22 protein-coding genes are annotated in these 26281 nt (G+C 68.3%); 18 read left to right on the top strand and 4 right to left on the bottom strand.

The window, feature by feature from the left end; translation table 11 throughout:
* Positions 1-104: 104 nt before the first annotated feature.
* The 4 genes from metH to DEJ47_RS06815 all read left to right on the top strand — a co-directional run bounded on the left by metH (position 105) and on the right by DEJ47_RS06815 (position 8037).
* Positions 105-3638: a methionine synthase gene (metH, locus tag DEJ47_RS06830; protein WP_150165907.1), complete on the top strand. Its 3534-nt coding sequence runs from the start codon at positions 105-107 to the stop codon at positions 3636-3638.
* Between the two features lie 100 nt (positions 3639-3738).
* Positions 3739-4434, top strand: a complete 696-nt coding sequence (locus tag DEJ47_RS06825; RefSeq protein WP_150165905.1) for an HAD family hydrolase — start codon at positions 3739-3741, stop codon at positions 4432-4434.
* Between the two features lie 348 nt (positions 4435-4782).
* Positions 4783-6390 carry an ABC transporter substrate-binding protein gene (locus DEJ47_RS06820; protein ID WP_150165903.1) on the top strand — a complete coding sequence of 536 codons (1608 nt, stop codon included), beginning with the start codon at positions 4783-4785 and terminating at the stop codon, positions 6388-6390.
* Between the two features lie 60 nt (positions 6391-6450).
* Positions 6451-8037, top strand: coding sequence for an ABC transporter substrate-binding protein (locus tag DEJ47_RS06815; protein WP_150165901.1), 1587 nt, complete (start codon positions 6451-6453; stop codon positions 8035-8037).
* An 87-nt stretch (positions 8038-8124) separates the two neighbouring features.
* Here DEJ47_RS06815 and DEJ47_RS06810 read toward each other — a convergent pair whose 3' ends face one another.
* Complete coding sequence (locus DEJ47_RS06810; protein ID WP_150165899.1) at positions 8125-8796, bottom strand: response regulator; 672 nt, start codon at positions 8794-8796, stop codon at positions 8125-8127.
* A 15-nt stretch (positions 8797-8811) separates the two neighbouring features.
* Positions 8812-9693: a RecB family exonuclease gene (locus tag DEJ47_RS06805; protein ID WP_150165897.1), complete on the bottom strand. Its 882-nt coding sequence runs from the start codon at positions 9691-9693 to the stop codon at positions 8812-8814.
* Positions 9694-9822: 129 nt separating this feature from the next.
* On the opposite strand from DEJ47_RS06805, the gene DEJ47_RS06800 reads away from it, so the two are divergent.
* The 3 genes from DEJ47_RS06800 to DEJ47_RS06790 all read left to right on the top strand — a co-directional run bounded on the left by DEJ47_RS06800 (position 9823) and on the right by DEJ47_RS06790 (position 13248).
* On the top strand, positions 9823-11490 hold the full coding sequence (locus tag DEJ47_RS06800; protein ID WP_150165895.1) for a site-2 protease family protein: 1668 nt from the start codon (positions 9823-9825) through the stop codon (positions 11488-11490).
* A gap of 50 nt (positions 11491-11540) precedes the next feature.
* Entirely contained in the window at positions 11541-12443 is a 903-nt protein-coding gene (locus tag DEJ47_RS06795) for a tRNA (adenine-N1)-methyltransferase (RefSeq protein ID WP_055567236.1), read from the top strand.
* Positions 12444-12660: 217 nt separating this feature from the next.
* Positions 12661-13248, top strand: coding sequence for a hypothetical protein (locus DEJ47_RS06790; RefSeq protein ID WP_150165894.1), 588 nt, complete (start codon positions 12661-12663; stop codon positions 13246-13248).
* A 19-nt stretch (positions 13249-13267) separates the two neighbouring features.
* Here the strand turns inward: DEJ47_RS06790 and DEJ47_RS06785 are convergent, their stop codons facing one another.
* Positions 13268-13579, bottom strand: coding sequence for a ferredoxin (locus DEJ47_RS06785; protein ID WP_150165892.1), 312 nt, complete (start codon positions 13577-13579; stop codon positions 13268-13270).
* 254 nt (positions 13580-13833) lie between these two features.
* Here DEJ47_RS06785 and arc point away from each other — a divergent pair, with 254 nt between their 5' ends.
* The 6 genes from arc to prcA all read left to right on the top strand — a co-directional run bounded on the left by arc (position 13834) and on the right by prcA (position 19775).
* Positions 13834-15600: a proteasome ATPase gene (arc, locus tag DEJ47_RS06775; protein ID WP_062780029.1), complete on the top strand. Its 1767-nt coding sequence runs from the start codon at positions 13834-13836 to the stop codon at positions 15598-15600.
* A gap of 213 nt (positions 15601-15813) precedes the next feature.
* Positions 15814-17325, top strand: coding sequence for a depupylase/deamidase Dop (gene dop, locus DEJ47_RS06770; RefSeq protein ID WP_150165890.1), 1512 nt, complete (start codon positions 15814-15816; stop codon positions 17323-17325).
* Between the two features lie 125 nt (positions 17326-17450).
* Complete coding sequence (locus tag DEJ47_RS06765; protein WP_150165888.1) at positions 17451-17669, top strand: ubiquitin-like protein Pup; 219 nt, start codon at positions 17451-17453, stop codon at positions 17667-17669.
* 205 nt (positions 17670-17874) lie between these two features.
* Positions 17875-18156 (top strand): endonuclease VII domain-containing protein, encoded by a 282-nt coding sequence (locus DEJ47_RS06760; protein ID WP_398338923.1) that lies wholly within the window; start codon positions 17875-17877, stop codon positions 18154-18156.
* The gene (gene prcB, locus DEJ47_RS06755) at positions 18108-18953 is read left to right on the top strand and encodes a proteasome subunit beta (protein ID WP_150165886.1); all 846 of its coding nucleotides are present in this window, start codon (positions 18108-18110) and stop codon (positions 18951-18953) included. The genes DEJ47_RS06760 and prcB overlap by 49 nt, the downstream gene beginning before the upstream one ends.
* A 54-nt stretch (positions 18954-19007) precedes the next feature.
* On the top strand, positions 19008-19775 hold the full coding sequence (gene prcA / locus DEJ47_RS06750; protein WP_150165884.1) for a proteasome subunit alpha: 768 nt from the start codon (positions 19008-19010) through the stop codon (positions 19773-19775).
* 69 nt (positions 19776-19844) lie between these two features.
* Here prcA and DEJ47_RS06745 read toward each other — a convergent pair whose 3' ends face one another.
* Complete coding sequence (locus DEJ47_RS06745; protein WP_150165882.1) at positions 19845-20909, bottom strand: LacI family DNA-binding transcriptional regulator; 1065 nt, start codon at positions 20907-20909, stop codon at positions 19845-19847.
* Between the two features lie 68 nt (positions 20910-20977).
* Between DEJ47_RS06745 and DEJ47_RS06740 the strand changes: the two genes are divergently transcribed.
* The 5 genes from DEJ47_RS06740 (at position 20978) to DEJ47_RS06720 (ending at position 26268) form a co-directional block, all read left to right on the top strand.
* Entirely contained in the window at positions 20978-22237 is a 1260-nt protein-coding gene (locus DEJ47_RS06740) for an MFS transporter (protein ID WP_150165880.1), read from the top strand.
* 9 nt (positions 22238-22246) lie between these two features.
* On the top strand, positions 22247-23608 hold the full coding sequence (gene pafA / locus DEJ47_RS06735) for a Pup--protein ligase (RefSeq protein ID WP_150165878.1): 1362 nt from the start codon (positions 22247-22249) through the stop codon (positions 23606-23608).
* Between the two features lie 138 nt (positions 23609-23746).
* Positions 23747-24745, top strand: a complete 999-nt coding sequence (locus tag DEJ47_RS06730; RefSeq protein ID WP_150165876.1) for an FKBP-type peptidyl-prolyl cis-trans isomerase — start codon at positions 23747-23749, stop codon at positions 24743-24745.
* A 60-nt stretch (positions 24746-24805) separates the two neighbouring features.
* Positions 24806-25180: an FKBP-type peptidyl-prolyl cis-trans isomerase gene (locus tag DEJ47_RS06725; RefSeq protein WP_150165874.1), complete on the top strand. Its 375-nt coding sequence runs from the start codon at positions 24806-24808 to the stop codon at positions 25178-25180.
* A gap of 134 nt (positions 25181-25314) precedes the next feature.
* Complete coding sequence (locus DEJ47_RS06720; protein WP_150165872.1) at positions 25315-26268, top strand: helix-turn-helix transcriptional regulator; 954 nt, start codon at positions 25315-25317, stop codon at positions 26266-26268.
* Positions 26269-26281 lie beyond the last annotated feature (13 nt).

Raw genomic sequence — 26281 nt, 5'->3', positions numbered from 1 at the left:
GGACTACTTCACAACGGGACCATGGTCCCGGCTACCCTGACCGAGTGCGCCCTCCAGCCAGAGGACGCAAAGCCGACAGCCGTCGCACTCCAGGGAGCTCTTTCATGGCCTCGTCGCCGACCCCGTCGTCGCAGCCCACGCCTGTCTCGTCCGACAGCAGGACCCGAGCCGACGCCCTCCGCGAGGCCCTCGCCACCCGCGTGGTGGTGGCCGACGGCGCGATGGGCACCATGCTCCAGGCGCAGGACCCCACGCTCGACGACTTCCAGCAGCTCGAGGGCTGCAACGAGATCCTCAACGTCACCCGCCCCGACATCGTGCGCTCCGTGCACGAGGAGTACTTCGCCGTCGGCGTGGACTGCGTGGAGACCAACACCTTCGGCGCGAACTTCGCGGCACTCAGCGAGTACGACATCGCCGACCGCAACTTCGAACTCTCCGAGGCCGGCGTCCGCATCGCCCGCGAGGTCGCCGACGAGTTCACCGCTTCCACCGGACAGCAGCGCTGGGTCCTCGGCTCGATGGGCCCCGGCACCAAGCTGCCGACCCTCGGCCACGCCCCGTACACCGTCCTGCGCGACGCCTACCAGACCAACGCCGAAGGCATGATCGCCGGCGGCGCCGACGCACTCCTGGTGGAGACCACCCAGGATCTCCTGCAGACCAAGGCCGCCATCCTCGGCGCCCGCCGCGCCCTGGACGCCACCGGCGCGAACCTCCCGCTGATCTGCTCGGTCACCGTCGAGACGACCGGCACCATGCTCCTGGGCTCCGAGATCGGCGCCGCGCTCACCGCCCTTGAGCCGCTGGGCATCGACATGATCGGCCTGAACTGCGCCACGGGCCCGGCCGAGATGAGCGAGCACCTGCGCTACCTCGCCCGCCACTCCCGCATCCCGCTCTCCTGCATGCCGAACGCGGGCCTCCCCGTCCTCGGCAAGGACGGCGCCCACTACCCCCTGTCGGCCTCCGAGCTGGCGGACGCGCAGGAGAGCTTCGTGCGCGACTACGGGCTCTCCCTGGTCGGCGGCTGCTGTGGCACGACGCCGGAGCACCTGCGCCAGGTCGTGGAGCGCGTCCGGGGTGTCGAGACGGCCCCGCGCGACCCGCGCCCCGAGCCGGGCGCCGCGTCGCTGTACCAGACTGTCCCGTTCCGGCAGGACACCTCGTACCTGGCGATCGGGGAGCGGACCAACGCCAATGGGTCGAAGAAGTTCCGTGAGGCGATGCTGGAGGGGCGCTGGGACGACTGTGTGGAGATGGCGCGCGATCAGATCCGTGAGGGCGCGCACATGCTCGACTTGTGTGTGGATTATGTGGGCCGCGACGGGGTGGCGGACATGGAAGAACTTGCCGGGCGGTTCGCCACTGCCTCCACGCTGCCCATCGTGCTGGACTCCACCGAGGTGCCGGTCATCCAGGCGGGTCTGGAGAAGCTGGGCGGGCGTGCGGTGATCAACTCCGTCAACTATGAGGACGGGGACGGTCCGGAGTCCCGCTTCGCGAAGGTGACCGCGCTGGCCAAGGAGCACGGGGCGGCGCTGATCGCGCTGACCATCGACGAGGAGGGCCAGGCCCGCACGCCCGAGCACAAGGTCGCCATCGCCGAGCGCCTGATCGCCGATCTGACCGGTAACTGGGGCATCCAGGAGTCGGACCTTCTCATCGATACGCTGACCTTCACCATCTGCACCGGTCAGGAAGAGTCCCGGGGTGACGGGATCGCCACCATCGAGGCGATCCGTGAGCTGAAGAAGCGCCACCCCGACGTGCAGACCACGCTGGGTCTGTCCAACATCTCCTTCGGCCTCAACCCGGCCGCCCGTGTCGTCTTGAACTCCGTGTTCCTGGACGAGTGCGTCAAGGCGGGGCTGGACTCCGCGATCGTGCACGCCTCGAAGATCCTGCCGATCGCGCGTCTGGAGGAGGAGCAGGTCAAGGTCGCCCTCGACCTGATCTACGACCGGCGCGCCGAGGGCTATGACCCGCTGCAAAAGCTGATGGAGCTGTTCGAGGGGGTCTCGACGAAGTCGATGAAGGCGGGCAAGGCCGAGGAGCTGCTGGCGCTGCCGCTGGAGGAGCGGTTGCAGCGGCGCATCATCGACGGTGAGAAGAACGGCCTGGAGGCCGATCTCGACGAAGCCCTGCGGGACACCCCCGCGCTGGACATCGTCAACAACACTTTGCTTGAGGGCATGAAGGTGGTCGGGGAGCTGTTCGGCTCCGGGCAGATGCAGCTGCCGTTCGTGCTGCAGTCCGCCGAGGTCATGAAGACGGCCGTGGCGCACCTGGAGCCGCACATGGAGAAGGTGGAGGGTGCGGAGGGCAAGGGCACCATCGTGCTGGCCACCGTGCGCGGCGACGTGCATGACATCGGCAAGAACCTCGTCGACATCATCTTGTCCAACAACGGCTACAACGTCGTCAACCTCGGCATCAAGCAGCCGGTCGCGGCGATTTTGGATGCCGCCGCCGAACACAAGGCGGATGTCATCGGCATGTCGGGGCTGCTGGTGAAGTCCACGGTGATCATGAAGGAGAACCTTCAGGAGCTCAACCAGCGCCAGATGGCCGCCGACTATCCCGTCATCCTCGGCGGCGCCGCCCTGACCCGCGCCTATGTCGAGCAGGACCTGCACGAGATCTACGAAGGCGAAGTCCGCTACGCCCGCGACGCGTTCGAGGGCCTGCGGCTGATGGACGCCCTCATCGCCGTCAAACGCGGCGTGCCCGGCGCGCGCCTGCCCGAACTCAAGCAGCGCCGCGTGCCCAAGCGCGACACTCCGGTCGCCGTCGAGGAGCCCGAGGGCCCGTCCCGCTCCGACGTGGCCGTCGACAATCCGCTGCCCACGCCCCCGTTCTGGGGCACCCGCGTCATCAAGGGCATTCAGCTCAAGGAGTACGCCTCCTGGCTCGACGAGGGCGCCCTGTTCAAGGGGCAGTGGGGCCTCAAGCAGGCCCGCACCGGCCACGGACCCACGTACGAGGAGCTCGTCGAGAGCGAGGGCCGCCCGCGCCTGCGCGGTCTTCTGGACGAGCTGCAGACCAAGAACCTCCTGGAAGCCGCCGTCGTCTACGGCTACTTCCCGTGCGTGTCCAAGGGCGACGACCTGATCATCCTCAACGACGACGGTTCGGAGCGCACCCGCTTCACCTTCCCGCGTCAGCGCCGCGGGCGCCGGCTGTGCCTGGCCGACTTCTTCCGCCCCGAGGAATCCGGCGAGACCGACGTGGTGGGCCTGCAGGTCGTCACCGTCGGCTCGAAGATCGGCGAGGCGACCGCGGAGCTGTTCGCCGCCGACTCCTACCGCGACTACCTCGAACTGCACGGCCTGTCCGTCCAGCTCGCCGAAGCCCTCGCCGAGTACTGGCACGCCCGAGTGCGCGCCGAACTCGGATTCGGGGGAGAGGACCCCGCCGACGTGGAGGACATGTTCGCCCTGAAGTACCGCGGCGCACGCTTCTCGCTCGGCTACGGCGCCTGCCCCGACCTGGAGGACCGCGCCAAGATCGCCGAGCTCCTGCAGCCCGAGCGGATCGGCGTACAGCTCTCCGAGGAGTTCCAGCTCCACCCCGAGCAGTCCACCGACGCGATCGTCATCCACCATCCCGAGGCGAAATATTTCAACGCGCGCTGATCCGGAGCAGTCGTACACTGGTCGGTCCAGTGCAGGCCGGTTGCCTTCCCGCAAGAAGGAGGCAACCGGCCTTCTCGTCCCTTATGGAAGGTGTGGTCGCATGACCAGTACGGTTCCCGCGCTCGGCACCCCAATGGCCGAAAGCTCCGCATTGCAGGGCGTGCTCCTCGACATGGACGGCACCCTCGTCGACACCGAGGGCTTCTGGTGGGACGCCGAGGTCGAGGTCTTCGCCTCCCTGGGCCACGCCCTCGACGAGGCCTGGCGCGATGTCGTCGTGGGCGGCCCCATGACCCGCAGCGCCGGATTCCTCATCGAGGCCACCGGCGCCGACATCACGGTCCCCGAGCTCACCGTGCTGCTCAACGACGGATTCGAGAACCGCATCAGCCGCTCCCTGCCACTGATGCCGGGCGCCACCCGCCTGCTCGCCGAACTCGCCACGCACGGCGTGCCGATGGCCCTGGTCTCCGCCTCGCACCGCCGCATCATCGACCGCGTCCTCGACTCGATCGGCGCCCACCACTTCGAACTCACCGTCGCGGGCGACGAGGTGGCCCGCACCAAGCCGCACCCCGACCCCTACCTCCTTGCGGCCCGGGGCCTCGGCGCGGACCCCGCCAGATGCGCCGTCATCGAGGACACCGCGACCGGCGTCGCCTCCGCCGAGGCCGCGGGCTGCCGCGTGGTGGCCGTGCCGTCGGTCGCCCCCATCCCCGCCGTCGCGGGCCGCACGGTCGTTCCGTCCCTCGAACACGTCAACCTGCCTTTCCTGCAAGGCCTGATGACCCTCTGACAGCTCCGCCGGTTTCACCGCCAACCCTGTTTCGGTGTGTGACGTTTCCCACCCGAACGAGGGTCGACAGCAGGGCCCGCCTGTGCTGTGTGCGATTGCGGGGGCCGATGCGGCGTGACGTTGTGTCCCGATTGATGGGAGCGTGCACGAAACCTTCCGGTGTCGGGTTATCAGTGTGTCCACGCCCGGTTTCGCAGCGTGATTGATTGCGGGTTCAGGCGCCCTCCGACGCTCGTCTGGTGCGGACTAATCTCGTCGCGAGAACATCGCCCCACCCCCCGTGCCCCACCAACCCACACCCCGCGTTGCGGGATTCACGGGATTCAAGAGCTCTGGAGAACGTCGAGCATGAACCGCAAGACTTTGGTGCTGCCGGCAGTCATAGGTCTGCTCGCCCCCGCGCTCGCCGCGTGCGGTGGCTCCGACGGCGGCGACGGCGACAATCCGATCGCGGTCGGCACCACGGACACGTTCGCCATCTCGAAGGAAGTACCGGCCCCCTTCGACCCGGCGTACGCCTACGACGCGGGCTCCTGGAACGTCCTGCGCCAGACCGTCCAGACGCTGATGGGCATGCCGCGCGGCGGCGGCGACCCGCAGCCCGAGGCGGCCGAGCAGTGCGGCTTCACCGACACCGGCAACGAGCGGTACGCCTGCACCCTGCGCAAGGGGCTGAAGTTCTCCGACGGCAAGCCGCTGACGGCCGCCGATGTGAAGTTCTCCATCGAGCGCGTCCGCGACATCAAGATCAAGGACCCCAGCGGCTCCGACGGTCTGGTCTCCAACGTCGACGAGATCGAGGTCCAGGGCGACCGCGACATCGTCTTCCACCTCAAGACCCCCGACGCGACGTTCCCCTTCAAGCTGGCGACCCCCACCGCGGGCATCATCAGCAAGGAGCACTACAGCAAGAACAAGCTGCGCGACGGCTTCGAGGTCGATGGCTCCGGCCCCTACAAAGCCGAGCAGAAGGTCGAGGACAACCGTCTCGTCAAGACGGTGTTCACCAAGAACCCCCACTACAAGGGTGGGTTCAAGATCCAGAGCGACAAGGTGGAGCTCCGCAACTTCACCGACACCGAGGCCATGGGCAAGGCGCTCGAGGACGGCGACATCGACCTGATGACGCGCACCATGTCGCCCGAGCAGGTCAAGGAGCTCGACGCCTCCACGAGCAAGAAGATCGACCTCGTCGACATGCAGGGCCTGGAGATCCGCTACCTCGCCTTCAACACCGACGCCCCCATGGCCAAGAACAAGGCCGTCCGCCAGGCCATCGCGCAGCTCGTCGACCGCGGCGCGCTCGCCTCCTCGGTGTACGGCTCGACGGCCGACCCGCTGTACTCGCTGGTGCCCTCCACCATCACCGGGCACGCCAACTCGTTCTTCAACAAGTACGGCAACCCGAGCACCGCCAAGGCCCGCTCCCTGCTCAACAAGGCCAACATCTCCACGCCGGTGAAGATGACCCTGCACTACACGACCGACCACTACGGCCCCGGCACGAAGAAAGAGTTCGAGCTGCTGCAGAAGCAGCTGAACGACTCCGGCCTGTTCGACGTGTCGGTCAAGGGCGTGCCGTGGAACACCTTCCGCGCCGCCGAGCGCGACGGCAAGTACGCGGCGTACGGCATGGGCTGGTTCCCCGACTTCCCCGACGCCGACAACTTCCTCGCGCCGTTCCTCGACAAGGACAACTTCCTCGGCTCGCCGTACGTCAATGACACGATCAACGACCAGCTGATCCCGATGTCCCGCCGCGAGGCCGACCGGCTCGCCGCCTCCAAGAGCATCCGCAAGATCCAGGACATCGTCGCCGACGACGTCCCGGTGCTCCCGCTCTGGCAGGGCAAGCAGTACATCGCCGCGCGCGACGACATCACCGGCATCGAGTGGGCCCTCAACTCCTCCTCGAACCTCCAGCTGTGGGAGCTCGGCCGCGGCGTCAGCGGCTGACCCCCGCACCCCGAGGGCACTCAAGTTCCAGCGAACGATCACACCAACAAAGGCACGTACGTGAAATGTCGTAACCAGTGGCTGGCCCTTCCCCTCACGGGAGGGCTGGCCGCCGCCCTGCTGACCGGCTGCGGCACGGAATCGGGCGGTGCGGGGGACACGGGCGACGCGGTAGTGATGGGGATGTCCGACGACGTCCTCGCCACCGACCCGGCATCCGGCTACGACCCCGGCTCCTGGCTCCTGTTCAACAACGTCTTCCAGTCGCTCCTCAGCTTCCCCAAGGGCGCCACCGAGCCCGAGCCGGAGGCCGCCGAGGAGTGCGGCTTCACCGACACGGAGGCGAAGGTCTTCAAGTGCGAGCTGCGTGACGGGCTGAAGTTCAGCAACGGCAACGCGCTCACCTCGAAGGACGTCAAGTTCTCCTTCGACCGCATGCGGAAGATCAACGACGACGACGGCCCCGCGCTGATGTTCCCGATGCTCGACCAGGTGCAGACGCCCGACGCCAAGACCGTCGTCTTCAAGCTGAAGTACTCCGACGCGACCTTCCCCAGCAAGATCGCCTCGGGCGCCGGTTCGATCGTGGACCACACCGAGTACGACATGAACCGGCTCCGCGAGGACGGCAAGGCCGTCGGCTCCGGACCGTACAGGCTGGACTCGTTCAGCAAGGAGCAGGCGGTCTTCTCCGTCAACTCCGAGTACAAGGGCACCGCGAAGACGAAGAACGACGGCATCTCCCTCAAGTTCTTCCGCGGCGACCAGAAGGGCCTCAAGCAGGCCCTCCTCGACGGCAAGATCGACGTGGCCTACCGAGGCCTCGCCGCCGCCGACATCGCCGACATCGAGCAGGACACCTCCAAGGCAGGCCAGGACGTCGACATCGTCGAGGGCACCAGCGCGGAGGTGCAGCACCTGGTCTTCAACATGAAGGACCCCGTCGCCGGCAAGCTCGGCGTCCGCAAGGCCATGGCCTACCTCCTGGACCGCGACGCCCTGGTCAAGGAGGTCTACCAGGACACGGCCACGCCGCTGTACTCGATCGTCCCCGCCGGTATCGGCGGCCACAACACCGCCTTCTTCGACACCTACGGCGCCCGCCCGCAGCGCGCCAAGGCCGCCGCCGCGCTCCGCGCCGACGGCGTCGAGGGCAAGGTCAAGCTCACCCTCTGGTCGACGCCCACCCGCTACGGCCCGGCCACCGACCAGGAACTGCGGGCCATCGCCAAGCAGCTCAACGCCTCCGGCCTCTTCGACGCCGACGTGAAGTCCGTCGCCTTCGAGCAGTACGAGAAGGACATCGAAGCCGGCAAGTACGGCGTCTACGTCAAGGGATGGGTCCCCGACTACCCCGACGCCGACAACTTCACCCAGCCGTTCTTCGGCAAGGGCAACGTCCTCGGCAACCACTTCGAGAACCCCACCATCACCTCGAAGATCATCCCGGGCACCGCCACCGAGAGCGACCGCACCAAGACCGACAAGCAGTACGGCCGCCTCCAGGACATCGTCGCCGAACAGCTGCCCATCCTGCCGGTCTGGCAGGCCAAGCAGTACGCCGTCGTCCGCGACAGCGTCTACGGCCTGGAGTCCTGCCTCGACGCCTCGACCGTCTTCCGCTTCTGGGAGATCAGCAAGGGCTGAGCCGTCCACCGACGGCGAAGGGCGGCCGCCCCCTCGGGGGACGGCCGCCCTTCCTCGTTCACACCCCGGACGGGGACAGCGTCACCGTCACTGCGCGCCGGGACGCACCAGACCGCTCTCATACGCGTACACAGCGGCCTGCACCCGGTCGCGCAGCCCCAGCTTCGTCAGCACATGACCCACGTGCGTCTTCACCGTCGTCTCGCTCACGAACAGGTCCGCCGCGATCTCCGCGTTCGACAGGCCGCGGGCCACCAGCTTCAGTACCTCGACCTCACGGTCGGTCAACGTGTGCAACGTGTCCGGCACCGGCTCGTCACCCGACGGCAGATGCGCCGAATACTTGTCCAGGAGCCGACGCGTGATGCTCGGCGCCAGCATCGCCTCACCCGCCGCGACCACCCGGATCGCCTGCACCAGCTCGTTCGCCGGGGCGTCCTTCAGGAGGAAGCCGCTGGCACCGGCGCGCAGCGCCTCCACCACGTACTCATCGAGGTCGAAGGTCGTCAGAACCAGCACCTTCGCCGGACCGTCCCGGCCCGGACCGGTGATCTGCCGCGTCGCCTCGACCCCGTCCATCCGCGGCATACGGATGTCCATGAGGACCACATCGGGCTGCAACGCCCGCACCTGATCCTGAGCCTGCAGGCCGTCTCCGGCCTCGCCGACGACCGCGATGTCCTGCTCGGCCTCCAGAATCATCCGGAACCCGGTGCGCAACAGCGGCTGGTCATCGACCAGTAGGACGCGGATGGCCACGTGTCTCTCCTTCAGCTAGCCCGCGCCCATTCTGCCCTGCTCACCCTCCGCCGACTCGGGCGCCCTCACAGGAAGCGGATACGGCGGGGGAGTCCCCCCGAATTCAGGACAGACCGCCCGGTGGTCGCACCAACCGCACAATTTCGTCGGCCGCGGCCGCCAGTTCCCCGTCTCCGTCGCCAGCTCGATCGCCTCCCACAGCGCGAGCAGCTTTCGCTCCACCCGCTCCAGGTCCGCCACCACCGGGTCGTACGTGATCACATCACCGCTCCCCAGATACACGAGCTGCAGACGCCGCGGCACCACACCCTTCAGCCGCCACACCACCAGCGCGTAGAACTTCATCTGGAACAGCGCACCCTCCGCGTACTCGGGACGCGGAGCCTTGCCCGTCTTGTAGTCCACGATGCGGACCTCACCCGAAGGTGCCACATCCACCCGGTCGATGATCCCGCGCAGCTTCAGCCCCGACGCCAGCTCGGCCTGCACGAACAGCTCCCGCTCGGCCGGCTCCAACCGCGTCGGATCCTCCAGCGTGAACCACCGCTCCACCAGCTTCTCCGCGTCCGACAGCCAGCGCGCCATCCGCTCGCCCTCCGGATCGTCCGCGAACAGCTCCGACAGCTCCGGCTTCGCCTCCCGCAGACGGTCCCACTGCCCCGGAATGAGCGACTTGGCCCGCGGCGCCGTCCGCTCACCCGCGGGCGCGTCGAAGAGCCGCTCCAGCACCGCATGCACCAACGTGCCCCGCGTCGCCGCCTCACTCGGCTTCTCGGGCAGCTTGTCGATCACCCGGAACCGGTACAGCAAAGGGCACTGCATGAAATCGCCCGCACGCGAGGGCGACAAGGACGCCGGGCGCACGGCCGCCACGGCGTCGTCGGAGCTGGTTTCCATAGGAACAGACCCTACGACCCGACACTGACAACAGCCGCATACCATCGACGGCAGACCCTCTCGCCCTGCATGATCGTGCGGGTAACCACGCCATACCGGGGCGAGGGACGCTTCGAACGAGGGGACATCGTGGACGAAAGCGGCGGGAGCGGCAGGCCGCAGTCCGACGGCGCGGAGGGCCTGCGGCCGGCGGAACCACAAAGGCCGCACCACGCGCCCGGCTCCCAGGAGCCGACGCGCCCGGTCGACACGGCCGAAGAACCGCAGCGCCCGGCGAACGAGCCGCAGCGCCCGGCGAGCGAGCCCCGACGACGCCCTGCGGACGACCCTCTGCGCCCGGCCCCATCGGCCGACCGGAGCGATCCGCAGGGCCCGGCCCACACGTCCGACGCAGCCGATCCGGCCCACGCGTCCGATCCGGCCCACGCGTCCGACCCGGCCCGCCAGGCCGACCCGTCCCACGGACCGGCGCGGCCGGAGCGGGACGGTGACAGTGCGCGCCCCGCCGAGTCGACGAACAGCGGCGGCCGGGCCTCCCTCACCAAGGCCCCCGCGGAAGAACAACCCGCCGAACCCCCGCGCCCCCGCGCCGCGAACCCCCGCCGCCCCGGCAAGGGGACCCCCGTACCGCCCAAGGCCCAGAAAGGCCCCGGCGGCGGACTCCTCATGGGCAAACCCTTCGGCGTACCCGTCTACGTCGCGCCCAGCTGGTTCCTCGTCGCCGCCCTCATCACCTGGGTCTTCGGCAACCAGCTCGACCGCGTCCTGCCCGAACTCGGCGGCGCCCGCTACCTCGTCTCCCTCTTCTTCGCCGTCGCCTTCTACGCCTCCGTGCTCGTGCACGAGCTGGCCCACACCGTCGCGGCCCTCCGCTTCAAGCTGCCCGTGCGCCGCATCCAGCTCCAGTTCTTCGGCGGCGTCTCCGAGATCGAGAAGGAATCCGAGACCCCCGGCCGCGAATTCGTTCTCGCCTTCGTCGGCCCCCTCCTCTCCCTCGTCCTCGCCGGTGTCTTCTACGCGGGCATGCAGGCCGTAGACCCCGGCACCGTCCCCGGCGTCCTCCTCGCCGGCCTGATGATCTCCAACCTCATCGTCGCCGCCTTCAACCTCCTCCCGGGACTGCCTCTCGACGGCGGTCGCATGCTGCGCGCCGTCGTCTGGAAGATCACCGGCAAACCCATGAGCGGCACCGTCGCCGCCGCCTGGGTCGGCCGTGCCCTCGCCATCTCCGTCCTCATCGGCCTGCCCCTCCTCAACCAGTCCGGCGCCCTCGGCGGCGAAGCGCAGGACATCGGCGGCATGGACACCGTCACCGACGCCCTGCTCGCCGCGATCCTCGCCGCGATCATCTGGACCGGCGCCGGAAACAGCCTCCGCATGGCCCGCCTGCGCGAACACCTCCCCGAACTCCGCGCCCGCACCCTCACCCGCCGCGCCGTCCCCGTAGAGAGCGAAACACCCCTCTCCGAAGCGCTGCGCCGCGCGAACGACGCAGGCGCCCGCGCCCTCGTCGTCGTCGACACCGATGGAGACCCCGTGGCCCTCGTCCGGGAAGCGGCCATCGTCTCCGTGCCCCAGCACCGCCGCCCCTGGGTCGGCGTGGGCGGCCTCGCCCAGGACCTCACCGAAGGCATGCGCATCTCCGCCGAGCTCTCCGGCGAGGAACTCCTCGACACCCTCCGCGCCACACCCGCCACCGAATACCTCGTCGTCGAGGAGTCCGGCGAGATCTACGGAGTCCTCTCCGCCGCCGACGTCGAGCGCGCCTTCGTCAAGGCCATGGCCCGCCCCACCTAGGACAACCCTCAGTGGTCGGCGGGCCGCGCCGAGGCCGGTAGGCTGGTCACATGTCCGAACCGACCGGTGCCGCCCGCCGTCGCGGGCCCTTCAAGGTCGGGGACCAGGTCCAGCTCACCGACCCCAAGGGACGCCACTACACGTTCACGCTCGAAGCCGGGAAGAACTTCCACACCCACAAGGGTTCCTTCCCCCACGACGAGCTGATCGGCGCTCCCGAGGGCAGTGTTGTCCGAACCACGGGAAACGTCGCCTACCTGGCGCTGCGACCCCTGCTCCCCGACTACGTCCTGTCCATGCCCCGCGGCGCCGCCGTGGTCTACCCCAAGGACGCGGGGCAGATCCTGGCCTTCGCCGACATCTTCCCCGGCGCACGCGTCGTCGAGGCGGGCGTGGGCTCGGGCTCGCTGAGCAGCTTCCTGCTCCGCGCCATCGGCGACCAGGGCATGCTGCACTCCTACGAGCGCCGCGAGGACTTCGCCGAGATCGCCCAGCAGAACGTCGAGCGCTACTTCGGCGGACCCCACCCCGCCTGGCAGCTCACCGTCGGCGACCTCCAGGACAACCTCAGCGACACCGAGGTCGACCGGGTCATCCTCGACATGCTCGCCCCCTGGGAATGCCTCGAAGCCGTCTCCAAGGCACTCGTCCCCGGCGGCATCCTCTGCTGCTACGTCGCGACCACCACCCAGCTCGCACGGACCGTCGAGTCCATCCGCGAGATCGGTGGCTTCAACGAGCCCACCGCCTGGGAATCGATGATCCGCAACTGGCACATCGAGGGCCTCGCCGTCCGCCCCGACCACCGCATGATCGGGCACACCGGCTTCCTCCTCACCGCCCGCCGCCTCGCGGACGGCGTCGAGCCGCCCATGCGCCGCCGCCGCCCCGCCAAGGGCGCCTACGGCGAGGACTACTCAGGACCGAACGCCGACGGCGGCTCCCCGCGCTGACCCGCGAGACACGCCCCGTCCAATGAACAGGCGCCGCCGCCGAGTTCCCTGACCGACCAGGGAACTCGGCGGCGGCGCCGTTTCGTTGAGCAGGACACCAGCCCGTACCGGAAGAACCGCGAGAACCACCGGACCCCGGTGTTCCTCCGCACTGTGACGTATGGCACGATGCTGGCCACCTCCCCGCCGGCCCAGCCCTCACAGGAGACGCTTCCCCGTGCAGCACCCCGCGGTCCCGGAACTGGCACACACCACCACCCGCCCCGTCCACTGGCTGGCTGTCGCGGCCGCACTCGCCGCCGTCGTCGCGGGCTCCGCCGTCCTGCAGCCCGACCCCGCCACCGCGGCCCAGACCGGCCCCGGAACGCACTCCCGAGCCGCCGCCGGCGCAGCCGCCCCGGTCCCCGCGCCCGACCCCGCCGCCGTCACTTTCCCGATCGCCTGCGGCCCCGTCGAACCCGTCGTGAAGAACAAGGCCTCCGGCGACCTCGACGGCGACGGCAGACCCGAAACCGTCGCCGTCGTCCACTGCGAAGCAGGCTCCGGCACCCCGCCCGACGGGATCTACGTCATCACCAGGCCCAAGACGGGAAAGCCCCGCGTCGTCGCCACCCTCGTCGACCCCAAGGACCGGCAGAACGCCACCGGCCTCACCCTGCGCGACGGCGCCGTCACCGCGACCCTGCTCGGCTACTCCACCCCCGACGTCCCCCGCTGCTGCCCCGACCAGAAGGACAAGGCCAAGTGGCAGTGGAAGGACGGCACGTTCAAGCGGACCGCCCCCGCAGGAGCACGCAGCGTATGACACCGCCGCAGGGGTGAAATCAAGCCGCGTCGGGGCCGTACACCTCGACGCTGTCCGAAACGCGACGCACATGGATGCAGTCCCCCGGACACTCCTTGGCCGAGTCCACCACATCGTTGAGGAGCGTCAGCGGCACGGGCGTTGTCGCCCCCGGCGCCTGCAACAGCTCGTCGTCGGCGCTCTTCACATACGCCAGACCATCGATGTCCAGCTCGAAGACCTCGGGCGCGTACTGCGCACAGATGCCGTCCCCGGTACAGAGGTCCTGGTCGATCCAGACCTCCAGATCGTGGCCCTCACTGCCGGTCTCGGCCTCGTGCCGCACGGTCATCTCTCCTGCCGGTCTCAGCGCCGAGCGACCCCACAATGCAGCAAGTCGGGCCAGCCCTGACGGGTGTTGAACACTTCGACGATACAACCGCCCGCTTTCCGATGTTGTTGGGTGGGTATTCCCCTGGTGTGAGGGAGAGCGCAAGGGTGAAGATCGGACACACCCCCACCGTCTTTGTGATCTAGGGGTTTCAATCGACACCCACCCAGGTAGGGTCAGGAAGCGTCCAGCTCCCCTTGGAGGAGGTGAGGACCGTGGCAGCCCACGACGACGACATCAACCGCGGCATCCGGCCGGGGCGAGGGTCTGAAGACCCTGCCGGTCAGGTTGCCTATCTCGAGCAGGAAATCGCCGTCCTGCGACGCAAGCTCGCCGACTCTCCGCGTCATACGAGGATTCTCGAAGAGCGGATCGTCGAGCTGCAGACCAACCTGGCCGGCGTGTCCGCACAGAACGAGCGGCTCGCCAACACGCTCCGCGAGGCCCGCGACCAGATCGTGGCCCTCAAGGAAGAAGTCGACCGGCTCGCACAGCCACCGGCCGGCTTCGGAGTCTTCCTCGCGGCGAACGAGGACGGCACGGCCGACATCTTCACCGGGGGCCGCAAGCTCCGGGTGAACGTCAGCCCCAGCGTGGAGCTCGAAGAGCTCAGGCGCGGCCAGGAAGTCATGCTCAACGAAGCGCTCAACGTGGTCGAGGCCATGGAGTACGAGAGCGTCGGCGACATCGTCACCCTCAAGGAAATTCTTGAGGACGGCGACCGAGCCCTGGTGGTGGGACACACCGACGAAGAACGAGTGGTCCGGCTCGCCGAACCCCTCCTCGACGTCACCATCCGCCCCGGCGACGCCCTGCTCCTCGAACCCCGCTCCGGCTACGTCTACGAAGTCGTGCCCAAGAGCGAGGTCGAAGAACTCGTCCTCGAAGAAGTCCCCGACATCAGCTACGAGAAGATCGGCGGCCTCGGCGGCCAGATCGAAATGATCCGGGACGCCGTCGAACTTCCGTACCTCTACCCCGACCTCTTCAAGGAGCACGAACTGCGGCCCCCCAAGGGTGTGCTGCTGTACGGGCCCCCCGGCTGCGGCAAAACGCTGATCGCGAAAGCCGTCGCCAACTCACTCGCCAAAAAGGTCGCAGAGGTCACCGGCCAGCCCGCGGGGAAGAGCTACTTCCTCAACATCAAGGGCCCCGAACTCCTCAACAAGTACGTCGGCGAGACCGAGCGACACATCCGCCTGGTCTTCCAGCGTGCCCGCGAGAAGGCGAGCGAAGGCACCCCTGTCATCGTCTTCTTCGACGAGATGGAATCCCTCTTCCGCACCCGCGGATCCGGCGTCAGCTCGGACGTGGAAAACACCATCGTCCCCCAGCTGCTCGCCGAGATCGACGGCGTCGAAGGCCTGGAGAACGTCATCGTCATCGGCGCCTCCAACCGCGAGGACATGATCGACCCCGCGATCCTCCGACCCGGACGACTCGACGTCAAGATCAAGATCGAGCGCCCGGACGCCGAAGCGGCCAAGGACATCTTCGCCAAGTACCTCACCGAACGCCTCCCCCTGCACGCCGACGACCTCGCCGAGCACAGCGCCGACCGGCGCGCCACGGTGCACGGCATGATCCAGTCCGTCGTCGAGCAGATGTACGCGGAGTCCGAGGAGAACCGCTTCCTCGAGGTGACGTACGCCAACGGAGACAAGGAAGTCCTCTACTTCAAGGACTTCAACTCCGGCGCCATGATCGAGAACATCGTGGGCCGCGCCAAGAAGATGGCCATCAAGGCCTTCCTCGAAGCCAACCAGAAGGGCCTTCGGGTCGCTCACCTCCTCCAGGCTTGCATCGACGAGTTCAAGGAGAACGAGGACCTGCCCAACACCACCAACCCGGACGACTGGGCCCGCATCTCCGGAAAGAAGGGCGAACGGATCGTCTACATCCGTACGCTCGTCACCGGAAAGCAGGGCGCGGATACCGGACGCTCCATCGACACGGTGGCCAACACCGGTCAATACCTGTAGAACACAGGGCGGCTGCGGGTGTCCTTCACGGGTACCCGCGGCCGTCTGTTTTTCAATGACAGCAATGATCTCCCCACCAGCGCAAAGGCGTTCTAGGCTCTTCGGTACCGCCGAGTCGCGCAGTGCGGGGACGGGCACCGCACACGCACCGGAGCACCAGCGGTACTTGAGCGCCGTTCCCGAACGGGAGCGCCGCCGGGCAAGGAGGGCCGCATGACCGTACGGCGAGTAATGGGCATCGAGACGGAGTACGGCATCTCCGTCCCCGGCCACCCCAACGCCAATGCCATGCTCACCTCGTCCCAGATCGTCAACGCCTACGCCGCGGCGATGCACCGGGCGCGACGCGCCCGCTGGGACTTCGAGGAAGAGAACCCGCTGCGGGACGCGCGGGGCTTCGACCTCGCCCGCGAGGCCGCCGACGCCAGCCAGCTGACCGACGAGGACATCGGCCTCGCCAACGTCATCCTCACCAACGGCGCACGCCTGTACGTCGACCACGCACACCCCGAATACAGCTCCCCGGAGATCACCAACCCCTGGGACGCCGTCCTCTGGGACAAAGCGGGCGAACGCATCATGGCCGAAGCCGCGGAGCGCGCCGCGGCACTGCCCGGCGCCCAGCCGATCCACCTCTACAAGAACAACACCGACAACAAGGGCGCCTCCTACGGCACGCACGAGAACTACCTGATGAAGCGGGACACCCCCTTCTCCGACATCGTGCGGCACCTGACGCCCTTCTTCGTCTCCCGCCAGGTCGTCACCGGAGCGGGACGCGTCGGCATCGGACAGGACGGCCACGAACACGGCTTCCAGCTCAGCCAGCGCGCCGACTACTTCGAAGTCGAGGTCGGCCTCGAGACCACCCTCAAGCGCCCCATCATCAACACCCGCGACGAACCCCACTCGGACGCCGAGAAATACCGCAGGCTCCACGTCATCATCGGCGATGCCAACCTCTCCGAGATCTCGACGTACCTGAAACTCGGCACGACGTCCCTGGTGCTCGCGATGATCGAGGACGCCTTCATCAACGTCGACCTCGCGGTCGACCAGCCCGTGCGCACGCTGCACCAGGTGTCCCACGACCCGTCCCTCAAGCACCTCATCACGCTTCGTAGCGGCCGGTCACTCACCGCGGTGCAGCTCCAGATGGAGTACTTCGAGCTGGCCCGCAAATACGTCGAGGAGCGGTACGGCTCCGACGCCGACGATCAGACCAAGGACGTCCTGTCCCGCTGGGAAGATGTCCTCGGGCGCCTGGAGAGCGACCCGATGAGCCTCTCCGGAGAGCTCGACTGGGTCGCCAAACGAGAACTCATGGAGGGCTACCGCCGGCGCGACAACCTCGACTGGGACGCCGCACGCCTTCACCTCGTCGACCTGCAGTACGCGGACGTACGGGCCGAGAAGGGCCTGTACAACCGCCTGGTCGCGCGGGGCAAGATGAAGCGGCTCCTCGACGAGGCGGACGTCGAGCGAGCCACCACGAAGCCGCCCGAGGACACGCGCGCGTACTTCCGCGGCCGCTGCCTCGAGCAGTACGCGGACGACGTGGCCGCGGCGTCCTGGGACTCGGTCATCTTCGACCTCCCCGGCCGTGACTCTCTGCAACGGGTCCCCACGCTGGAGCCCCTGCGCGGCACGAGGAACCACGTCAAGGAACTCCTGGACCGCTGCCGATCGGCAGAGGACCTGGTTCGGGTCCTCTCGGGCGGCTGAAAGGTCATCGGCGGGGGAATCACACAGGTGAGACCCCGCACGTTGAGGCAACTGCGGGGCCTATGTCGGACCCGAAGCGTAGGGTCTGATCAAGAACGTCTAACCGAGCGAGCGGGGTGAGGTAGATGGCGACCAAGGACACCGGCGGCGGACAGCAGAAGGCGACGCGTCCCACCGAGGAGACCGAGGAGCAGACGCAGGACGCGCAGGCTTCGGAGGACCTCAAGGAACGCCAGGAGAAGCTGAGCGACGACGTCGACTCGGTTCTTGACGAAATTGACGATGTCCTCGAGGAGAATGCGGAGGACTTTGTGCGCTCCTTCGTTCAGAAGGGCGGACAGTAGAGCCCTTTTGCCTTCGGATCCAAGGTTACGAGGGGGCTGCGGTAAGTGGAGCAAGAAGCGGATGTGAAGCGTTGCTCGCGGTGCCGGGTCGAGTGGCCGCGGGCAGCCTTCGCGCGAAACAGCTCTAGCCGTGACGGCCTGCAGGCCTACTGTCGCGAGTGCTGGGCTGCGTACTATCAAGCGCGACAGATTGCCAAGGGCAAGAATGTACGGCCGAAGGTCGCTGTTCCTGAGGGGCACAAGTACTGTCGCGCTGATCGCCTCTCAAAAGGGGCTCTGCGTGATCTGTCTCAGTGCCCCCGCAGTCCATGTGGATCACTGTCACGAGACGGGTAAAGTCCGTGGCGTACTGTGCTTCAACTGCAACTCGGGCATCGGCAAGTTGGGGGACGACCCCGACAAGACCCGCCGAGCCACCGCTTACCTGGAAGGAAACTCGTGGAAGCCAATCCTCGTAGCACCGGGCGTCTACCAGCTGCCTTCCTGACGCCTGGTTCGTCGTCGTTCATGGATTTCCTCTCCGAGCACCAGCCGGAGATCCTCCCCGGCAACCGCCAACTGCCGCCCACGCAGGGCGTCATCGAGGCGCCGCACGGCACGACCATCGTGGCCGTGACGTTCCCCGGCGGTGTCGTCCTCGCCGGTGACCGGCGGGCGACGATGGGCAACGTCATCGCGCAGCGCGACATCGAGAAGGTGTTCCCGGCCGACGAGTACTCGGCGGTGGGTATCGCCGGTACGGCGGGTCTGGCCGTGGAGATGGTGAAGCTCTTCCAGCTGGAGCTTGAGCACTTCGAGAAGGTGGAGGGGGCCACGCTGTCGCTGGAGGGCAAGGCGAACCGGCTCTCCACGATGATCCGCAGCAACCTCGGCATGGCGATGCAGGGTCTCGCCGTGGTGCCGCTCTTCGCGGGGTACGACGTGGACCGCGAGAAGGGCCGCATCTTCTCGTACGACGTGACGGGTGGGCGTTCGGAGGAGCACGGGTTCGCGGCGACCGGTTCGGGTTCGGTCTTCGCGCGGGGTGCGATGAAGAAGCTCTACCACGACGGTCTGACGGAGGAGCAGGCGACGACGCTGGTCGTCCAGGCGTTGTACGACGCCGCGGACGACGACTCGGCGACGGGCGGCCCGGACATGGCGCGGCGGATCTTCCCCATCGTCACCGTGATTTCCGACGAGGGGTTCCGGAGGCTGACGGATGACGAGTCGTCGGCCATTGCGCGTTCGATCCTGGAGAAGCGTCTGGAGCAGCCGGACGGCCCGCGGGCCGCACTGCTCTGAGCGTTCCCGAATTCGCCACTGACTGAAGTTTTTTGACAGAAAGGGACGGATCCGGTGTCGACGCCGTTCTATGTCTCACCCCAGCAGGCCATGGCCGATCGGGCGGAATACGCCCGGAAGGGCATTGCCCGTGGCCGCAGCCTTGTCGTGATGCAGTTTGCCGACGGCATCGTGTTCGTCGGCGAGAACCCGTCCCGTGCGCTGCACAAGTTCAGCGAGATCTATGACCGGATCGGCTTCGCGGCCGCCGGTAAGTACAACGAGTACGAGAATCTGCGGATCGGTGGAGTGCGGTATGCCGATCTTCGCGGTTACACGTACGACCGTGACGATGTGACGGCTCGTGGTCTGGCGAACGTGTACGCGCAGACGCTCGGCACGATCTTCTCCAGCAACGCGGAGAAGCCGTACGAGGTGGAGCTGGTGGTGGCCGAGGTCGGCACCACGGCCGACGGCGATCAGATCTATCGCCTGCCGCATGACGGTTCGATCGTGGATGAGCACGGTTCGGTCGCGGTCGGTGGCAATGCCGAGCAGATCAGCAGCTATCTCGATCAGCGTCACCGGGACGGGATGACGCTGGCGGAGGCGTTGAAGCTCGCCGTTCAGGCGCTGTCCCGGGACACCAACGGCAGTGAGCGGGAGATCCCGGCGGAGCGCCTTGAGGTCGCGGTGCTCGACCGGACGCGTCCTCAGCAGCGGAAGTTCAAGCGGATCGTGGGCCGTCAGTTGTCGCGGCTGCTCGACGAGGGCGGTGCGACGGACGCGCCGACCGATACGGATGCGGGCTCCGCGCCGAAGTCGGGTGGAGACGTCGAGTAGTCCGCGCGGGCGTGCGCCCCGTGTTCCGGCCTCTGGGCCGGGGCGCGGGGCGCTTTTTCGTGTGCTGAGTCAGCGCGCGGGGCCCGTGGAGCCGCGTACGACCAGTTCGACGGGGAGCGGGGTGGCGTCGGGCTCGCGGCCTTCCAGGACGGCGATCAGGGACTCCATGGCGCGTTCGCCGAAGCGTTCGGCGGGGAGTCGGACCGTGGTCAGTTCGGGTTCTACTGCGGTCGCCAGGGTGAGGTCGTCGAAGCCTGTCACCGAGACGTCCTCGGGGACGCGCAGGCCGAGGCGTCGCGCGGCTTTGCAGGCGCCGGCGGAGAGGAAGTCGTCGTCGCAGACGATGGCGGTGGGGCGGGGTCCGGGTCCGGAGAGGGCGGCTTCGGCGACGGCGCGGGCGCCTTCGACGTTCAGCGGGGCGGCGACGCGGCGTACGGCGGTGCGGGTGCCGCGGAGGGTGCGGGCGAACGCTTCGGCGCGGACGTCGAAGGTCCAGGAGTCGACGTCGGCGGCCAGGTGGAGGAAGTCGCGGTGGCCGAGGGCGAGGAGATGCTCGGTGACCTGGCGCATGCCGTCGGCGAGGTCGAGGTTGACGGTGGCGGCGCCGAGGCTGCCGGCGGGGTCGCTGTCGAGCATGACGAGGGGGAGGTCGTCGCCGCGGATGGTGGCGAGGGCGTCGGAGGCCATGGAGGAGGCGAGGACGCCGTCGAGGGAGGCGCGGGCGGAGGCGAAGGGGTCGCGGGCGGGGCCGATGCCGTCGGGGGAGGGGTAGAGGACGACGCCGAAGCCGTGGCGGGCGGCGATGCGGGCGACTCCGGTGTAGACGTGGGCGAAGAACTCGTTGGTGAGTTCGGGGACGACGAGCAGTGCTGTGCGGGTGCGGCCCAGGCGGAGGTTGCGGGCGGCGAGGTTGGGGCGGTAGCCGAGTTCGCGGGCGGCGGTGCGGACACGTTCGGCGGTGGGTTCGGCGACGCGGCCGCGCCATTTGTCGCCGAGTACGAGGGAGACGGTGGCTTGGGAGACGCCGGCCGCGCGGGCGACGTCGCGGCTGGTGGGGCGTGGGGCCCCGGCTTCCTGTAGTGGCCCGGCCACTGTCACCTCCCGTTCTGATGTGGACCTGCGGACTGGGCTCATGGTACGTATGACGCCGGACGTTATACGTAAAACCCCGGCCCGGCGGTGCGGGGGGAGGGCGGTAGAGCATGGCTGCGGGATACGCGGAGATCCTCCGGACGCGGTATGCGACGCGGTTGCTGGCCGGGACGCTGGTGGGCCGGTTGCCGAACGCGACGGCGGCGATCGCGATCGTGCTGTTCATCCGGGCGGAGGGCGGCACGTACAGCCTGGCCGGTGCGCTGGCCGCGGTGTACGGCGTGGCCAACGCGGTCGGTCAGCCGCTGCTCGGGCGTCTGGTCGACCTGCACGGGCAGCCGCGCGTCCAGCTGCCCGCCGCGCTGCTCTCCGCGCTCGGCATGGCGGTGTTCGCCTTCACGGGGCCGGACCAGCTGGCGCTCGCGTATGGGGCGGTGGCGGCCGCCGGGCTGTTCACGCCGCCTCTGGAGGGTGGTCTGCGGGCCCTGTGGCCGAGCGTCCTCGGCAAGGAGGAGCAGGTCCACACGGCGTACGCGATGGACGCGATAGCCCAGGAAGTGATGTTCACCGTCGGCCCGTTGCTGGTGACCGGATGCGTGGCGCTGTGGTCGGAGCGGGCGGCGCTGCTCGTCGTCAACGCGGTGGGTGTGCTCGGTGCCCTCTCCGTAGTGGTGTCGAGGCCCTCGCGCGCGTGGCGTTCGGCGCCGAGGGAGGCGCACTGGCTCGGGGCGCTGCGCTCGCGCGGGCTGCTCGCGCTGCTCGGGGCGTTCCTGTTCATCGGGATGGCGCTGGGTTCCATCACGGTGGCGGGGGTGTCGTACGCGGACGGGAACGGCGGCGACGCGGTGTACGGGTGGATGATGGCGGCGCTCGGGCTCGGTGCGCTGGTCGGCGGGTCCGTCTACGGGGCGCGGCAGTGGAGTGGTGTGCCGGAGCGGCGGCTGAGCGTCCTGGTGGCGCTGCTGGCGGTCTTCTACTGGCCGTTGGTCCTCACTCCGGGGGCGGTCGCGATGACCTCGTTGACGGCGCTCGCCGGGGTGTTTCTCGCGCCGGCGCTCGCGTGTGCGTTCATCATCGTGGACCGGCACGCTCCGCGCGGGACGGTGACGGAGGCGTTCTCGTGGCTGGTGACGACGTTCACGGTGGGGGCGTCGCTGGGGACGGCGGCGGCGGGTCCGGTGGTCGAGTGGGGCGGGACGGCGTGGGGGTTCGCGGTGCCGGGGCTGGCCGGGGCGGCCGCGCTGGTGGTCCTGTTGGCGACGGGACGGGTGCTCGTACCGGCCGGAGAATCGGGGGTTGTTGCGGGTTCATCGGAAAATGATCGAAACGGTGCTGCCGAACCCGGTTTCAGTACCCCGCATCAGGCGTAATGTTCAGACATGGACCGCCGCATTTTCGGGCTGGAGAACGAGTACGGCGTCACGTGCACGTTCAGGGGACAGCGCCGTCTGTCGCCTGACGAGGTGGCGCGCTACCTCTTCCGCCGTGTTGTGTCATGGGGCCGCAGCAGCAACGTCTTTCTGCGGAACGGCGCCCGCCTCTATCTTGACGTGGGATCACATCCGGAATATGCGACACCGGAATGTGACAACGTGACCGAGCTGGTCACCCACGACAAAGCGGGCGAGCGCATTCTGGAAGGCCTGCTCGTCGACGCCGAACGCCGCCTGCACGAGGAGGGAATCGCGGGCGACGTCTATCTTTTCAAGAACAACACCGATTCGGCGGGAAACTCCTACGGGTGCCACGAGAACTATCTGGTGGCCCGTCACGGGGAGTTCTCCCGGCTCGCGGACATCCTCATCCCGTTCCTCGTCACGCGGCAGCTGCTGTGCGGTGCGGGCAAGGTGCTGCAGACTCCGCGCGGCGCCGTGTACTGCGTGAGCCAGCGTGCCGAGCACATCTGGGAAGGGGTGTCCTCCGCGACCACCCGTTCCCGGCCGATCATCAACACCCGCGACGAACCGCACGCGGACGCCGAGCGGTACCGCAGGCTCCACGTCATCGTGGGTGACTCGAACATGTCCGAGACGACCATGCTCCTGAAGGTCGGCGCCACCGATCTGGTGCTGCGCATGATCGAGGCGGGCACGGTCATGCGGGACCTCACCCTGGAGAACCCGATCAGGGCCATCCGTGAGGTGTCGCACGACATCACGGGCCGCCGCAAGGTGCGCCTGGCCAGTGGCCGTGAGGCCTCGGCCCTCGAAGTGCAGCGCGAGTACTACGAGAAGGCGGTGGACTTCGTCGACCGCCGCGGTATCCGCACGGGCACCGTCGAGCAGGTCCTGGAGCTGTGGGGCCGCACGCTGGACGCGATCGAGGCGGAGGACCTCGACCGCATCGGCACCGAGATCGACTGGGTCATGAAGTACAAGCTCATCGAGCGGTACCGGGCGAAGAACAACATGACCATGTCGCATCCGCGGGTCGCGCAGATAGACCTCGCCTACCACGACATCCACCGTCGGCGGGGGCTGTACTACCTCCTGGAGAAGAAGGGGCAAGCGGCGCGGATCTGCAACGACTTGAAGATCTTCGAGGGCAAGTCGGTGCCGCCGCAGACGACCCGCGCCCGGCTGCGCGGCGACTTCATCCGGCGGGCCCAGGAGCAGCGCCGTGACTTCACGGTCGACTGGGTCCACCTGAAGCTCAACGACCAGGCACAGCGCACGGTGTTGTGCAAGGACCCCTTCCGGTCCGTGGACGACCGGGTGGAGAAGCTGATCGCCGGGATGTGACCCATGTGGCCCCAACGTCCAGTGTGGCGTTGCGGGAACGCAACACGGGCGCCGTACGTTCCTCGTACGGCGCCCTTCTCACGCCGTAGAGTTGCGCGCACGCCAACCCACAAGATCGACCGATACGAGGCCCCCACCGTGCGCCGACGCTCACTTCTTCTTGCCGTCCCGGCCGGCCTGCTCACGCTGGCAGGCTGTGGTGACGACAAGGCCGACAAGGCCAAGACCAAGCCCAGCGACAGTCCGACCAACGCCACGTCGGCGCCGCCGACCGCGAAGATCGTGGACGGGCCGCTGCCCGAGATCACGAAGGGCACGAAGTTCGGTCAGAAGCCGACCGTCGCCAAGGGTTCGGGCAAGCCGTCCTCCGACCTCGCCGTGAAGACCCTCATCGAGGGCAAGGGCAAGGAGGTCGTCAAGGGCGACTACCTGCAGGCCAATTACCTCGGCCAGATCTGGGCGACGGGCAAGGTCTTCGACAACTCGTACGACCGGGGCAACCCCACCGTGTTCCCGATCGGCACCGGTCAGGTCATCCCCGGCTGGGACCAGGCCCTGGTCGGCAAGAAGCTCGACAGCCGCGTGCAGCTCGCCATCCCCCCGAAGATGGGGTACGGCGAGGAGGGCAACAAGCAGGCCGGCATCAAGGGCTCGGACACCCTCGTGTTCGTCGTCGACCTCGTGGGCACCTTCTCCGCGACCAGCTCCGCGAAGGGCAAGGAGGTGGCGCAGTCCAACAAGGACCTGCCCAAGGTCGGCACGAACACCGACGGCAAGGCCCCCTCCGTCGACGTCCCGAAGACGGCCGCGCCGAAGAAGCTCGTCGCGTCGTACGTCCTTGAGGGCGACGGCGACGAGGTCAAGGAGACCGACAGCCTCCTGTGCCAGTACAAGGGTGTGCTGTGGGCCGACGGCAAGGAGTTCGACTCCTCGTACAAGCGCAAGCAGCTCGCGTCGTTCCAGCTGGCGCAGGTCGTCAAGGGCTGGGCGCAGGGTCTGACGGGCAAGAAGGTCGGCAGCCGCGTCCTCGTCGTCATCCCGCCGGAGCTGGGGTACGGAGACCAGCCTCCGCAGGGCAGCTCCATCAAGAAGGACTCCACCCTGATCTTCACCGTGGACATCCTGGCGAAGATGTGACGTCCTCAGGGATGTAAGACTGTCCGCGCTGACCTTTCGTATCAAAGCAGGAGCATTTTCGTGAGCATTGACAAGCCCGAGGTCGACTTCCCCGTCGGCGAGCCGCCGACCGACCTTCAGATCAAGGACATCTGGGAGGGCGACGGGGCGGTCGCCAAGGCGGGCGACTTCGTCAAGGTCCACTACGTGGGCGTCGCCTTCAGCACGGGCGAGGAGTTCGACGCGAGCTGGAACCGCGGCAACCCGCTGGAGTTCCAGCTCGGTGCCGGTCAGGTCATCTCCGGCTGGGACCAGGGCGTGCAGGGCATGAAGGTCGGTGGCCGGCGCGAGCTGACCATCCCGGCCCACCTCGCGTACGGCGACCGCGGCGCCGGCGGCGGCCGCATCGCCCCCGGCGAGACGCTGATCTTCGTCTGCGATCTGGTCTCCGTCTGAGGACGTCTGTGACCTGATCCTTTCGCCGAGGGTCCATGCCTGTCCGGCATGGGCCCTCGGCTTTTGCCCGGACACCCCGGGGCGGTACGGTCATCGGTCGGAAGCACAATCTGAACAGCCGAGAAAGGGCGTCGATGGCCATTGCCAAGGCCGAGCGGCTGATGAATCTTGCGCTGTGCCTGCTCGGGACCCGGCGGCCGCTCAGCAAGCGGGAGCTGCGTGAGTCGATCGAGGCCTATCTGGAGGCGGGGTCCGACGACTCCTTCAACCGGATGTTCGAGCGCGACAAGGACGATCTGCGCGAGCTGGGCCTGGTCATCGAGACCGTGGAGAACCTGGAGGGCGAGGTGGGCTATCTCGCCCGCCGCGACAGCAACCGCCTGCCCGCCATCACCCTGGACGCCGAGGAGGCCGCGGCGCTCGGCCTGGCCGCGAAGGTCTGGCAGCAGGCCCGCCTCGCCGGTGCCGCCAGCGGCGCCCTGCAGAAGCTGCGCGCCGCGGGACTGCCCGAGGACGTCGACCCGTACGGGGGGCACAGCGCCCTGGAGCCGCGGATCCCCGCGCACGAGGCGTCCTTCGAACCGCTGATGCTCGCCTGCCGGGACCGCCGCCCCGTCGTCTTCGACTACCGCAAGGCCACCGCCGCCCGCCCCGAGCAGCGCCACGTCGAGCCGTGGGCGCTGGAGTGCTGGCGCGGTCACTGGTACCTGGCGGGCTGGGACAGGGACCGGGGCGCCGAACGCGTGTTCCGGCTCTCCCGCATCACCGGGAAGGTGCGGGCCCGCGCGGGCAAGTACACCGCCGATGTCCCGGACGTCGTCACGGTCCGCGAGACCGTCGCGAGCTGGGCGGGGGAGACCGCCGACCGCACCGCTCTGATCCGGCTGCGCACGGACGCCGGGTACCCGCTGCGCGCCAAGGCCGTCGCGGTGCAGAAGGGCGACGACGGGTGGGACGAGCTGGAGATTCCGTACGGCCACGGCCTCGACGCGTGGCTGGTGGAGTTCGGGCCCGACGTGGTGGTCCTGGAGCCCGCCGAACTGCGGGCCGACGTCGTGGACCGGCTGCGCGCCGTGGCCAAGGGCTGAGGGGAAGCGGACA

The organism is Streptomyces venezuelae, assembly GCF_008642355.1.
GTDB lineage: Bacteria > Actinomycetota > Actinomycetes > Streptomycetales > Streptomycetaceae > Streptomyces > Streptomyces venezuelae_B.
This window is presented reverse-complemented; position numbering and strand designations above follow the sequence as displayed.